This is a genomic window from Labrys okinawensis, from assembly GCF_047345005.1.
Classification (GTDB): Bacteria; Pseudomonadota; Alphaproteobacteria; order Rhizobiales; family Labraceae; genus Labrys; species Labrys okinawensis.
The window spans coordinates 468496-480724 of record NZ_CP178864.1 but is presented as its reverse complement, the minus strand read 5'-3'; the positions used below and the strand labels follow the sequence as shown (position 1 = coordinate 480724).

Genomic DNA, 12229 nt, shown 5'->3' with positions numbered 1-12229 from the left:
GTGCCTCATTGCATTCGACAACCCATTCATTCCCGAAGGAATAAGATCATGTTGATGAACAGACGTACTTTTTCGACTGCCCTGCTGGCCGGCGCCGCCGCCTCGCTGTTTTCCACCCGCGGCATGGCCGCCATACCGGCGCCGGTGAAGGCACGCAATGTCGTGCTCGTGCATGGGCTCTTCGCCGATGGCTCCTGCTGGTCCGAGGTGATCGCGCGGCTGCAAGCCGCCGGCCTCAATGCGACCGCCGTGCAGAACCCCCTCACGACCTTGCCCGAAGCCGTCGCCTCGGCCCAGCGCGTGCTCGACCGACAGGACGGTCCCACGGTGTTCGTCGGCCATTCCTTCTCCGGCATGATCGTCACCGAAGCCGGCGTGCATCCCAAGGTCTCCGCCCTGGTCTATGTGGCGGCACGGGCGCCGGACGCGGGCGAGGACTACACGGCACTGGCGAAGACCTATCCGACGCCGCCCGCCTCCGCCGGCATCGTCTTCGACGGCGACGAGGGGCGCCTGAGCGAGGAAGCATTCCTTCGCGATTTCGCGGGCGACCTGCCGGAGGCCAAGGCCAAGGTGCTCTATGCCGTGCAGGAGCCCTTCCACAAGGCGCTGCTCGCCGGCAAGACCACCAACGCGGCATGGCGTTCCAAGCCCAGCTTCTATGCCGTTTCGACGGAAGACCGCACCATCAACCCAGACCTCGAACGCTTCATGGCCAAGCGGATGGGCGCGAAGACCATCGAAGTGAAAGCCAGCCACCTTGCCCTGATTTCCCACCCCGAGGAGATCACAAAGCTGATCCTCGAAGCTGCCGGACAGGCCTGATAGCGTGGCGCGCGCCCGTCCCTGCCAACTTGGTACAGACCCCGCTCCAGTCATTCCGGCCAAAGCGCCGGAATGACTGGAACATCGCCTTGGAAGGACTGCGTTCATGGATTCCGGGTCTTCTTTCAGGAGCCCGGAATGACACCGCGTCTGCGCCTGAAGGACTACGATCCAAATCTAATGCAGCTTGCGCCGCCGGTTGGGCTCCAGCGGGCGGAGACGATCAGCCGCGTCGCCATGGGTTGTTTCGAGGGGCTGGCGCCGTGGATCGGCCTCCGGCGCCTTGACGGCATCGGAGGCATAATCCTCGATCTCGGAAGCGTAGGGCTGACTCTGTTCCCGCCTTGCCTTGACGCCCTTGATCTGGATGGCGCTTTGAAGCCGGGTGACCTTGCGTTCCCTGACCATCTGCTCCCCTTTCCTGCTGGTGTCCGATCCCGATGACAAGCCACATGAGGGAAACGTCTGCGCGGCAATCCTGTTCCGGCTCACGCCACCGGCAGCCGGTGATTGACATCCGCCACCGGCCCTGCGATGCGTGTGCTGAGATCGATCTCATACCGGATCGCACGAGGTGAAGCGGGACAAGGCCACACATAGGGCCGTCTGCTTCGGGAGGAACGTCCTTGCTGCTGCAGATTGCACTCGACAAGCCCGAGCACCTTGCCTGGCTGCCGCGGCTGAAGCCCTTCGCCGACATCATCGAGATCGGCACGCCGCTGCTCAAGCGCTTCGGCATCGGCGCTATCGCCACGGCCCGCGAGCTCTGCCCCGACATCCCCGTGCTCGCCGACACCAAGACTGTCGATGGCGGCCAGTTCGAGGCCGACATGGTTTTCAGTGCCGGCGCGGCCCTGATGACGGTGCTTTCCTGCGCCGCGCCCGCCACGCATGAGGTCGTGGGCCGGCGGGCCGAGCATTTCGGCGCCAGCGTGGTCGTCGACACCATCACCCAATCGGGACAGGCCGAGCTGCTGCCGCCGGAAGCCCGTTTTCCGCCGAGCTTCGCTTATGTCGCCGTGCATTCGCCCACGGACAGGCGGCTTGCGGGCGATGTCTCCACCGCCCATATCGATGCCGTGCACCAGATGCACCAGCGTGGCTTCCGCGTCTCGCTCGCCGGTGGCATCGGCCCGGCGACGCTAGAGGCCGTCATTGCCGCCGCGCCCGAGATCGTCGTGGTCGGCAGTGCCATCACCGAAGCCGAAAAACCCGAGGAGGTCGCCCAATGGATCCGCTCGAGACTCCCCCATCGAGGCCTTGGCTGGCCGTGGGACAGGAAATAGCACGCCTGCTCGAACGCATAGATCCCGCCGCCTTCGAGCGTGTGGTGCAGGCTTTCGAGCGACAAGGCCGGCGCTGGTTCTTCTCGGGCCAGGGCCGTTCGGGCCTGTCGGCTCAGATGGCGGCGATGCGCTTCATGCATATCGGCCATCGGGTGCATTTCCTCGGCGAAGTCACTGCGCCTTCCGTGCGCGCGGGCGACGGGCTCCTGATCATCTCCGGCTCCGGCACGACGCCGGTGAGCGTCGGCTTTGCCGAGATCGCCAAGTCCGAGGGAGCCGAGGTGATCGCGCTCACCCACAAGCCCCAGAGCAAGCTTGCGGGCATTGCCGACGTCGTGCTGCCCGTGCCAGTTGAGACAACGGCGCAGTTCGGCGGCAGCCTGTTCGAACAGACCTGCCTGATCCTGCTCGACGCGGTGATCCTCGACCTCGCTTCCCGCATTCCCGACGCCCACAAGCTGATGTGGCACCGGCACACCAACATGCAGTGAGCCGCGATGAAGAAGGTATTGACCATCGGCGATGCCATCATCGACGCAGTCGAGCAGCCGGATGGCTCGTTCCGGACCTATGCCGGGGGCGCCGGGCTCAATCTCGCCGTCGGCCTTGCCCGTCTTGGCCTGGATTCGGCCCTGCTCAGCCGGGTCGGGGCTGACCGATGGGGCTATCGCCTGCTGCGTTACCTCCGGGACCGGCATGTCCGGCTCATCAACACGCCCAATGTCGATTCTACCGGCAGCGCCACCTCGCGGCGCGTGCATGGTGAGCCCTCATATATTTTTTCCGGCGACCTGCGCCGGCGGCGCTACATCATAGGTCCCGAGGCGCGGGCGGTGCTGGACCAGGCAGCGGCCGTCGCCGTCAATTCCTATCCCTTCGAGAATGCTGCCCATGCCGCCGATCTCGCGGCAAGGCTGGCCGCCGCGCCGGGCCTGGTTTTCATCGATCCCAATCCGCGGCTGGACCTGATCAACGATATCCGGCCGGTGCGCGAAGGCATCGCGGAAGTCGTCGGCCATGCCGATCTCGTCAAGCTGAGCGAGGAGGACGCGACGCTGATCTTCGGCACGACGGGACGAGAGGCAGTGAACGCCCTGTTCGGCTGGAGCGTCGATACCATCGTCCTCACCCAGGGCCGCAAGGGCGCCACCCTGTTCTCCCGCAGCGGCTTGATGGTCAAGGTACCGGTGAGCCAGTGCGACCAGCCGGTCGTCGACACCATGGGTGCGGGCGATGCCACCCTCGCCAGCCTGATCGCGTCCTGCCTGGAGCGGGGCATGCCCCGCGATGCCGAAGGCTGGGGCGCCTGCCTCGAACGCGCCATGCAGGTTGCCGCCGCCACCTGCCGCAGCGAGGGCGGCGAGCTGGCGCTGCCCAAAAATACGGCGGGCGACGAGCTGGCAGGCATGGGCGCGAGACTTTAGGAACGAAACATGGCCAGCGATACGACAGCGAGCGATGAGCGTGGCGGGGAAGAGGGCGGCCGGCCCGCCCGCCTGATCGACGTCGCCCGCCTCGCCAAGGTCTCGCGCGCCACCGCCGCCCGCGCCCTCGGCGGGTATGGCTTCGTGGGCGACGAGACGCGCGAGCGCGTAACCGCCGCCGCGCGAAAGCTGAACTATCGCCTCAACGAAGTCGCCCGCGCCATGCGCGCCGGCAAGACCCTCGCGATCGGCGTGGTCATCGCCGACATCAGCAATTCCTTCTTCGCTGCCGCGGCGCGGGCCATCATCGATACCTGCGCCGAGCATGGCTACCAGGCCCTCATCCTCAATACGGACGACGACATCAGACGCGAGGTCGAGGCGGTGCGCGTGCTGGCCGAAAAGCGCGTGGACGGCCTGATCGTGGTGCCCTCCTCACCCGATCACAACGTCCATCTGCGGAACTCCGGAGAACTCTCAAGCCGCCTCGTGCTGCTCGACCGTCGCATCGCCGACATGGCGGCGAGCACGGTGACCACGGATGACCGCGGAGGGGCCCGCGACGCCATCGAGCTCTTCATCGCGCGCGGTCATACCCGCATCGGCCTCCTGGTTTCCACCGTCGCCACAAGCTCCCATAGCGCGACATTGCCCCACCAAGCCGTCTCCACTGTGCGCGACCGCCTGGCCGGCGCAAAAGCGGCTCTACGCCAGGCGGGGCTCGACTTGCCCAACGCTTGGGTGCGCTTCAGCCGCAACGACCTGCCGATCGTCACGCAGGCGGCGATCGCCATCCTTGCCACCGAGCCGCGCCCGACCGCGATCCTGGCGACCTGCGAGGAGATGGCGCTCGGCGTCATGGCGGCCTGCCGTGAGCTCGGCCTCACTATCGGCAGGGATATCGCTTTGATCAGCTTCGATGAATCGCCCTGGTCCCGGGTCCTGAACCCGGCGATATCAGTGGTGCAGCGCCCGATCTATGAGATGGGGCGGGCGGCCGTCACCACGCTGGTGCGCCAGATCCAGGGCGGTGTCGGACCGCAGGCCATCGAGTTGCCGACCGTGCTGGTGGATCGCGAGTCCGTGTTCGACCTGAAGGGATAGGCCTTTATCGTTGACAACCCCGCGACAATCGGGGACAAAGTTTGTGGTGAGACACTACAAAATAATATGAGATCGATCTCACAAAAGGGAGGTTACAATGAAGACCGTCAAGCATCTTGCTGCCGTGGCTCTGACAGGCACGGCCATCGCCCTGGCCGCCAGCGCCGCGGGCCTCGCCAAGGACGTGAAGGCCGTGGGCATTTCCGTCGGTTCGATGGGCAATCCCGGATTCGTGATCATCGCCAACACCGCGACGCATCTGATCAAGAAGGCCAATCCGAACGCCCAGGTCACCGCCGTCGGCTATGACTACGACCTCGGCAAGCAGTTCAACCAGATCGACAATTTCATCGCCGCAGGCGTCGACTTCATCCTCCTCAACCCCGGCGATCCCAAGGCGATCACCCCCGCCATCAAGAAGGCCCAGGCCGCCGGCATACCGGTCGTCGCCTTCGATACCGTGGCTGATGGCGCGGACGCCGCCATCACAACCGACAACGTCATGGCCGGACGCATTTCCTGCCAGTACATCGCCGACAAGCTGAACGGCAAAGGCAATGTCATCATCGAGAATGGCCCGCAGGTCTCCGCCGTGGTCGACCGCGTGGTCGGCTGCAAGGAGGTCTTTGCCAAATACCCCGACCTTAAGGTCCTCTCGGACGATCAGGACGGCAAGGGCTCGCGTGACGGCGGCCTCGCCACGGCCCAGGGCTACCTGACCCGCTTCCCGAAGATCGACGCCATCTTCACCATCAATGATCCGCAGGCCATCGGCACGGCGCTCGCCGCCAAGCAGGCCGGCCGCAGCGAATTCTTCATCACCTCGGTGGATGGTTCGCCGGATATCGAGGCGGCGCTGAAGGATCCCGGCCTCGACATGATCAAGGCCTCGGCCAGCCAGGACTTCTACGCCATTCCCAAGACCGCCGTTGAGATCGGCCTCAATCTCATCAATGGCAAGAAGCCCGAGAACACGCTGACGCTCATTCCCTCCTCGCTGGTGACGCGAGAGAACGTCAACGAATACAAGGGCTGGAACACCAAGCACGACGACTGAAAGGGCATAGATTTTGTCATGCCCGGGGCTTGTCCCGGGCATCCAGTTGCAGCGCTTTCCGAGGTTGGCGCTTCCCTGGATTGCCGGGACAAGCCCGGCAATGACAAAAGTCGAGGTTACTTCGGATTTCGGCCGGGTTCCTACGGAGATTGGCCCCCGAGCGGTTGGGATAGTGCTGGCTGACCTTCTGACGGGATGCCGTCCATCTCGATTGGGGCGCCTATCCTGCCGGATTCTCATCCGGGGAAAGGCGCGAGCTTCCTGGAGCAAAACTCACTTACGCGCAAATCTGCTTTGCCATAACTCCTTGTTTCGACGCGCTTTTGCGATTGGCGACAGTGCCTTCAGATCACAAGGCGCCTTAGAGGAAGAACTCTCCGTGACCGAACTTCGCAGCGAGACGCTCGCCTCCTTCGGCTCCAATGTCGCAAGGCCGACCTATGATCGCAGCCGCCTGAAACCGGGCATCGTGCATTTCGGCGTCGGCAATTTCCACCGCGTGCACCAGGCTCTCGTCGTCGAGACCTGCCTGCATCACCCCGGCCATGAGGACTGGGCGATCTCGGGCGTCGGCCTGCTCGACAGCGCATCGTCACGGGCGAAAGCCGAGGCCTACCGGCGCCAGGACAATCTCTATTCTGTCACCGAGCTGACGTCGCCGACGCCGAGCCAGACGCAGATCGTCGGCGCCATGGTCGAATATCTCCACGCTCCGGCCGATCCTGAAGCCGTGCTCCGACGCCTTGCCGATCCTCTCACGCGCATCGTCTCGCTCACCATCACCGAGGGCGGCTACAATATCGACGAGGTCACCGGCGAGTTCCGCCTCGACACGCCGGATGTCGCTGGTGACCTTGCCGGCTATCCGCCGATGACTGCGTTCGGCTATATCGTTGCCGGCCTTGCGCGCCGCCGCGCCGCTGGCCTGCCACCCTTCACGGTGATGTCCTGCGACAATCTCCAGCGCAATGGCGATACCAGCCGCAGGGCGGTGCTGGGCTTTGCCCGTGCCTATGATCCCGGCCTCGCCGTCTGGATCGAGGCGAACGGCGCTTTCCCCAACTCGATGGTCGATCGCATCGCGCCGCAGATCTCGGAGGAAGAGCGCAAGCGCATCGTTGCCGCGACCGGTGTCGATGATCTTCTCGCCGCCACCTGCGAGACCTATACCAAATGGGTGGTCGAGGACCGTTTCAGCGCCGGCCGTCCACAATTGGAACTTGGCGACGTGGTGTTCAGTGACCAGGTCGGCGCCTATGTCGCGGTGAAGGGCCGGCTCTCCAATGCTGCCCATATGCTGATGTGCTACCCCTCGCTACTCATGGGAGCACGCTACGTCGACGAAGGCATGCGGGACGGGCGCATCTCCCGCCTTCTCAAGAATTTCTGGGACCTCGATTCCCGCCGCCTGGTCGAACCGCCCGCGGGATACGATGTCGAAGGTTTCACCGACAAGGTCATCGAGCGCTTCGCCAATCCCGCCATCAAGGACACGCTCTTGCGCGTGGCAGGTGACGGCGCTTCCAAGATCAACGTCTTCCACGGAAAAACCATCGGTGAGCTGATCGCCGAAAAGGCCGATCTGACGCGCGAAGCCTTCCTGATCGCCTGCTTCGCGCGCTATCTCGGCGGTGTCGACGACAAGGGTGTGGCCTACGAGATCTTCGAGCCGCAGATCGGCGCGGAGGACTGGCAGAAAGTGCGCGCCGGCGGCCCGATGGCAGTGCTCGACATCACCGCCTTCCGGGGCCTCGGCTTGAGAGAGAGTCCGGCCTTCGTCGAGATTTACCAGTCCCTGTCGAAACTATTGGCAGAACGGGGAACTGCTGCGACACTGGACGCAATTCTGGTCTGACCAATCGGAACTTGCCGTCAAGAGCGATGGGAAGGGAGAGGTGGATGAACGCTGCTGACACGCACCCTTTTCTGGAAATGCGCAATGTTTCCAAGACGTTCGGCCGGGTACAGGCTCTCAGGAACGTCTCCCTGGACGTGCGGTTGGGTGAGATTCATGCCCTGATGGGTGAGAACGGCGCTGGCAAGTCGACCCTGATGAAGGTCCTCTCGGGCGCCTATGTGCCGGACGAGGGTTCGGAGATCCTGATCGATGGCCAGAAAGTGGTGATCAACGGCCCGATGGCCGCCAAGCAGCTCGGCATCGCCATCATCTACCAGGAACTAGCCCTCTCCCCGAACCTCACCGTCGCCGAGAACATCTACCTCGGCCGCGAGCTGAGCAAGGCTGGCTTCATCGACCGCGGCACCATGAATGCAGGCATCGAGGGCTTGCTGCAGAGGCTCGGAGCCACCTTCACGGCCCGCGAGAATGTCCAGGATCTGTCGATCGCCGAGCGGCAGCTTGTCGAGATCGCACGCGCCGTGCATGCCCACTCGCGCGTGCTGATCATGGACGAGCCGACCACCACCCTCTCCGAGCGCGAAACCGAACGCTTGTTCGCTCTGGTGCGGCAGCTGCGAGGCGAGGGGCTCGCCATCGTCTATATCAGCCACCGCATGAAGGAGGTCTACGAGCTTTCCGACCGTGTCTCGGTGCTGCGTGACGGCACCTATGTCGGCACGCTCGACCATGCCGACATCACCCCCGCAGCCGTCGTGCGCATGATGGTCGGGCGAGACCTCTCCTCCTTCTACAAGAAGGAGCATGACGCCGATCAATGTCGCGGCCGGGCCATCCTCTCCGTCAAGAACATCAGCGATGGCGGACGCATCCAGCCTTGCTCCTTCGAGATCCACGAGGGCGAAGTGCTCGGCATCGCCGGCCTGGTCGGCGCCGGCCGCACCGAACTCGCCCGCCTCGTCTACGGCGCCGATCCCAAGGTGTCGGGTACGGTTGCGGTCGACGGCAAGCAAGTCTTCATCAAGACCCCGCTCGACGCTCTGGATGCCGGCATCGCCTACCTCACCGAGGACCGCAAGCTGCTCGGCCTGATGCTCGACATGACGGTCTCCGAGAACATAAATCTGGGCGTGATCGCCCGGGATTCCCTGCCCGGCGGCCTGCTCAACCTTGGCAAGGCCAGGAAACGCGCTCTGGCGGCGATTCAGGCCACCGGTATCCGCACGCCCACACCCGATGCAACGGTTGGAGGGCTTTCCGGCGGCAATCAGCAGAAGGTGCTGCTCTCCCGCCTGCTCGAAACCAAGCCGCGCGTGCTGATCCTCGACGAACCGACACGCGGCGTCGACATCGGCGCCAAGTCGGAAATCTATCGCCTGATCGACAAGCTCGCGCGCGAAGGCGTCGGCGTCGCCGTGATCTCCTCCGAACTGCCGGAGATCGTCGGCATCTGCGACCGCGTGGTGGTGATGCGCGAAGGCCATATAGCCGGGGAGCTGGGGGGCACCCCTGGGTCGCAGCCGATCAGCCAGGAGAACATCATGGCAATCGCCACCTCGGCGGCAACGAACAGGGAAGCAGCTTGAGGCCGGTTCGACAGCCGGGCGACAACCGATACCAGACAGGACAGTGCGATGACCTCAACCAACACGTCCGCCACGGACGCCCAGCGCCGCAAGGTGGTTCTTGCCGGCACCTTCCGGGCGCTCGGCATGCTGCCGGCCCTCCTCCTGATCGCGATCCTCTTCCAGCTGCTCTCGGCCTATGTCGAAACGGGCGGCCTGTCATGGAGCGCGGGTCGCTTCATGTCCTGGAACAACCTGTCGATCGTGGCGCAGCAGGCCTCGATCAACACGGTGCTCGCCGCCGGCATGACCTTCGTGATCCTCACGGGCGGCATCGATCTGTCGGTCGGCGCGGTGCTGGCCGCCGCGGCCATGGTGGCGTTGATCGTCTCCCTCATCCCCAACTGGGGCATGATGGGCCTGGTCGCCGCACTGGTGACAGGCGGCATCCTCGGCCTGATCAACGGTGCGCTGATCGCCTTCCTGCGTCTGCCGCCCTTCATCGTCACGCTCGGCTCGATGACCGCGGTGCGCGGCCTCGCCCGTCTGCTTGGCGAGGACAAGACGATCTTCAACTCTAGCCTGCCCTTCGACTTCATCGGCAACGGCTCGCTGTTCGGCATTCCCTGGCTGATGGTGATCGCCTGCGCCACCGTGATCGTCTCCTGGCTCATCCTGCGCCGCACGGTGCTGGGCGTGCGCATCTATGCCGTCGGCGGCAATGCCGAGGCGGCGCGCCTGTCGGGCATCAAGGTCTGGTTCATCCTGCTGTTCGTCTACGGCATGTCCGGCCTGTGCGCGGGCCTCGGCGGCGCGATGTCGGCAGCCCGCCTCTATGCCGCCAACGGCCTGCAGCTCGGCCTCACCTACGAGCTCGACGCCATCACCGCCGTCATCCTCGGCGGCACCTCCTTCGTGGGCGGTGTCGGCTCGATCTGGGGCACGCTGATCGGTGCCCTCATCATCGCCGTGCTCTCCAACGGCCTGGTGCTGATCGGCATCTCCGACATCTGGCAATATATCATCAAGGGCCTGGTGATCATCGGCGCCGTGGCGCTGGATCGGATCAGGATGTCGAGCGGCGCAACGCGGACCTGAGGGGGTGCCGACCCCCAGGTCGGCACCCAATTTGCGCCTTTGCGGTCAAACGAACGGGTTCAAGGTCTTCATACCAAAGGCATCGAAATCGATGGTGTTGCGCGTCACGACCGTCAATCCGTGAACCATGGCCGTCGCCGCGATCATGGCATCCTCAATGAGATCATCCGAACGCCGATGCAAGAGACGCGCCCATTGGCGGAAGACCGCGGTGTCCATGGGAAGGATGTTATAAGTCAGGCAAACTGCCTCAAGCCAATGCTCTATTTCGCCGGCCTTGATCGTATCCTGCTCTCTTGTAATTTCGACCCCTGCCTGAATCTCGCCGATGGTGACAGCCGAGATATGCAAATCCGCATCTGACGTCCGTGCAAGCCAAGCCAGTACAGCGCCATGGGGCCGCAGACGACGCAGTTCCGAAACTACATTGGTATCCAGCAAGAACATCCGTCTAACCAAGTTCCGTCGGAGTGCGCCGTGCCCGCCGTCCCCGGGGAGGTACGGGAATGTCGAAACGCGGCGAAGGAGCGAGCAGCAATTCCTTGAGCGTGGGCCGGGCAGCCCTGGTCAGGCGCTGCCATTCTGCAACGGGCACAAGTACAGCCATATCGGCACCGCGCCGGGTTACCAGCTGCGGCCCTTCACTTAGGCAGCTGTCGAGCAGCTCGCTGAAGTGCGCTTTTGCATCCTGTACAGGCCAAGCCTTCATAACAGACATCCTCCGACATTCTAACTAGTCATATAACTAGTCATCTGTTGCCTGTCGTCAAGACGCAAGGAGAAATTCGTCTTTAAGGTCAGCCCTTCCTCGCCCTCTTGGCTGCCTGCTTCGCTGCTCTTTCCATGAAGCGCTTGTCCATGCGCTCCTGCGCCTCCGGCGAGCCGTCATGGAAGGTGCCGAGCCACTTGTCGATCGGGATGGCGCCGTCCGTGTAATTGCACTCGAAATATTTGTGGTGGAGGTAGTGCTCATAGGCGTGGGTGTCGATGGCCGAACGCTCGCCCACCACGATCTTGTCGAAACCGGCGTGGCCCTGCGCCGGCACCAGGCCGAGATGCTGGAGATGGAAGATGGCGTGGAAGGGGTGCGAGGGCACGATCCAGTGGATGAACACGCCCGAGAAATAGAGCAGGTGCTCAACCGGATGCATCGCGAGTCCTGACCACGGCCCCGGATTGACGTTGTTGTGGTGCAGCTTGTGCACCGAATGATAGAGCGGCGGCCAGTGGATCATCCGGTGCACGACATAGAAATGCACCTCCCGGAAGAACGGGACCAGCAGCAGGACCACCGTGCAGTAGATCGGGTGCTCGGCAAAGCTTACATAGGGGATGACGCCATTGGCGAACGCCCAGAGCGTCAAGACCTCATAGGCCGTCCACACGGGCACACCGCTGCCAAGCGTCCAGATCATGTTGTCGACGGTCTGGTTGCCGAACAGGAAGACGGGGTTGCCGGTCGCGGGCCATTTGGCATTGTATTTGAAGGCGGTGCCTTGCCTGCGCAGCCAGTAGAGCCTGAGATGGAAGGCGCCGAACACCGCCAGCACGATGAGGGCGTTGCGGATGAGAAGGAAGAGGATCCAGCCTGGCGCAAAGCTCTCCATTTCGGTCATTGGCGGCGTCAGATAGAGCCAGACCACCAGGCTCAGCGCGGCATAGCCGAGATTCCAGGGCAGGATGTAGCCGGGATAGCCGAAGAACCAGCGGAGGAAGCGCCTGGGCTGGGCCGGCCAGACGAAGACGGGCGGATATTCGAGGAACTTGAAAGGCTTCCAGTCCCCGCGCTTGTCGCGCTTGCCATGGAGCGTGTCATCCATCCCTGTAATCCCGGAGCCTGCCGCCGACCGTCTTGCATGGCAGGTTATCCCGCAAGGAGCGGAGAATACAGGGTGTTGTCGCACCCTTCTCCGAAGGTGACCGGAGGAGCACGGCCCACAGCCGATTTCTGGTAAGGTCGAAGACGCGCAGTCCGCATTTCCGATGGCTGGCATCGGGCATAGGAGAGGCAG

13 protein-coding genes are annotated in these 12229 nt (G+C 63.8%); 9 read left to right on the top strand and 4 right to left on the bottom strand.

Annotation, left to right across the window (positions count from 1 at the left end; all coding sequences use genetic code 11):
* Positions 1–48: 48 nt before the first annotated feature.
* Positions 49–825 carry an alpha/beta fold hydrolase gene (locus ACMDCR_RS02295; protein WP_413990969.1) on the top strand — a complete coding sequence of 259 codons (777 nt, stop codon included), beginning with the start codon at positions 49–51 and terminating at the stop codon, positions 823–825.
* A 177-nt stretch (positions 826–1002) separates the two neighbouring features.
* Here the strand turns inward: ACMDCR_RS02295 and ACMDCR_RS02290 are convergent, their stop codons facing one another.
* On the bottom strand, positions 1003–1233 hold the full coding sequence (locus tag ACMDCR_RS02290; RefSeq protein ID WP_413990968.1) for a hypothetical protein: 231 nt from the start codon (positions 1231–1233) through the stop codon (positions 1003–1005).
* Between the two features lie 218 nt (positions 1234–1451).
* Here ACMDCR_RS02290 and ACMDCR_RS02285 point away from each other — a divergent pair, with 218 nt between their 5' ends.
* The 8 genes from ACMDCR_RS02285 (at position 1452) to ACMDCR_RS02250 (ending at position 10217) form a co-directional block, all read left to right on the top strand.
* Positions 1452–2111 carry an orotidine 5'-phosphate decarboxylase / HUMPS family protein gene (locus ACMDCR_RS02285; protein WP_413990967.1) on the top strand — a complete coding sequence of 220 codons (660 nt, stop codon included), beginning with the start codon at positions 1452–1454 and terminating at the stop codon, positions 2109–2111.
* On the top strand, positions 2054–2602 hold the full coding sequence (gene hxlB / locus ACMDCR_RS02280; protein WP_413990966.1) for a 6-phospho-3-hexuloisomerase: 549 nt from the start codon (positions 2054–2056) through the stop codon (positions 2600–2602). The genes ACMDCR_RS02285 and hxlB overlap by 58 nt, the downstream gene beginning before the upstream one ends.
* Before the next feature lie 6 nt (positions 2603–2608).
* A complete protein-coding gene (locus tag ACMDCR_RS02275) occupies positions 2609–3535 on the top strand; it encodes a PfkB family carbohydrate kinase (RefSeq protein WP_413990965.1) in 927 nt (308 codons plus the stop codon).
* Positions 3536–3544: 9 nt separating this feature from the next.
* Positions 3545–4639, top strand: a complete 1095-nt coding sequence (locus tag ACMDCR_RS02270) for a LacI family DNA-binding transcriptional regulator (RefSeq protein WP_413990964.1) — start codon at positions 3545–3547, stop codon at positions 4637–4639.
* 97 nt (positions 4640–4736) lie between these two features.
* On the top strand, positions 4737–5696 hold the full coding sequence (locus ACMDCR_RS02265) for an ABC transporter substrate-binding protein (RefSeq protein ID WP_413990963.1): 960 nt from the start codon (positions 4737–4739) through the stop codon (positions 5694–5696).
* A gap of 379 nt (positions 5697–6075) precedes the next feature.
* Positions 6076–7551: a mannitol dehydrogenase family protein gene (locus tag ACMDCR_RS02260; RefSeq protein WP_413990962.1), complete on the top strand. Its 1476-nt coding sequence runs from the start codon at positions 6076–6078 to the stop codon at positions 7549–7551.
* 44 nt (positions 7552–7595) lie between these two features.
* Complete coding sequence (locus ACMDCR_RS02255; protein ID WP_413990961.1) at positions 7596–9140, top strand: sugar ABC transporter ATP-binding protein; 1545 nt, start codon at positions 7596–7598, stop codon at positions 9138–9140.
* 48 nt (positions 9141–9188) lie between these two features.
* Positions 9189–10217 carry an ABC transporter permease subunit gene (locus ACMDCR_RS02250; RefSeq protein WP_413990960.1) on the top strand — a complete coding sequence of 343 codons (1029 nt, stop codon included), beginning with the start codon at positions 9189–9191 and terminating at the stop codon, positions 10215–10217.
* A 45-nt stretch (positions 10218–10262) separates the two neighbouring features.
* Here ACMDCR_RS02250 and ACMDCR_RS02245 read toward each other — a convergent pair whose 3' ends face one another.
* The 3 genes from ACMDCR_RS02245 to ACMDCR_RS02235 form a co-directional block, all read right to left on the bottom strand.
* On the bottom strand, positions 10263–10664 hold the full coding sequence (locus tag ACMDCR_RS02245) for a type II toxin-antitoxin system VapC family toxin (protein ID WP_413990959.1): 402 nt from the start codon (positions 10662–10664) through the stop codon (positions 10263–10265).
* Between the two features lie 4 nt (positions 10665–10668).
* Complete coding sequence (locus ACMDCR_RS02240; protein WP_413990958.1) at positions 10669–10926, bottom strand: type II toxin-antitoxin system Phd/YefM family antitoxin; 258 nt, start codon at positions 10924–10926, stop codon at positions 10669–10671.
* 88 nt (positions 10927–11014) lie between these two features.
* Complete coding sequence (locus ACMDCR_RS02235; protein ID WP_413990957.1) at positions 11015–12037, bottom strand: sterol desaturase family protein; 1023 nt, start codon at positions 12035–12037, stop codon at positions 11015–11017.
* Positions 12038–12229 lie beyond the last annotated feature (192 nt).

What these genes read in the sequence shown, in the direction of transcription:
- ACMDCR_RS02295 (WP_413990969.1), top strand. Translation starts at nt 49, where the DNA reads ATGTTGATGAACAGACGTACTTTTTCGACTGCCCTGCTGGCCGGCGCC.
- ACMDCR_RS02290 (WP_413990968.1), bottom strand. Translation starts at nt 1,233, where the DNA reads ATGGTCAGGGAACGCAAGGTCACCCGGCTTCAAAGCGCCATCCAGATC.
- hxlB (WP_413990966.1), top strand. Translation starts at nt 2,054, where the DNA reads ATGGATCCGCTCGAGACTCCCCCATCGAGGCCTTGGCTGGCCGTGGGA.
- ACMDCR_RS02275 (WP_413990965.1), top strand. Translation starts at nt 2,609, where the DNA reads ATGAAGAAGGTATTGACCATCGGCGATGCCATCATCGACGCAGTCGAG.
- ACMDCR_RS02270 (WP_413990964.1), top strand. Translation starts at nt 3,545, where the DNA reads ATGGCCAGCGATACGACAGCGAGCGATGAGCGTGGCGGGGAAGAGGGC.
- ACMDCR_RS02265 (WP_413990963.1), top strand. Translation starts at nt 4,737, where the DNA reads ATGAAGACCGTCAAGCATCTTGCTGCCGTGGCTCTGACAGGCACGGCC.
- ACMDCR_RS02255 (WP_413990961.1), top strand. Translation starts at nt 7,596, where the DNA reads ATGAACGCTGCTGACACGCACCCTTTTCTGGAAATGCGCAATGTTTCC.
- ACMDCR_RS02250 (WP_413990960.1), top strand. Translation starts at nt 9,189, where the DNA reads ATGACCTCAACCAACACGTCCGCCACGGACGCCCAGCGCCGCAAGGTG.
- ACMDCR_RS02245 (WP_413990959.1), bottom strand. Translation starts at nt 10,664, where the DNA reads ATGTTCTTGCTGGATACCAATGTAGTTTCGGAACTGCGTCGTCTGCGG.
- ACMDCR_RS02240 (WP_413990958.1), bottom strand. Translation starts at nt 10,926, where the DNA reads ATGAAGGCTTGGCCTGTACAGGATGCAAAAGCGCACTTCAGCGAGCTG.
- ACMDCR_RS02235 (WP_413990957.1), bottom strand. Translation starts at nt 12,037, where the DNA reads ATGGATGACACGCTCCATGGCAAGCGCGACAAGCGCGGGGACTGGAAG.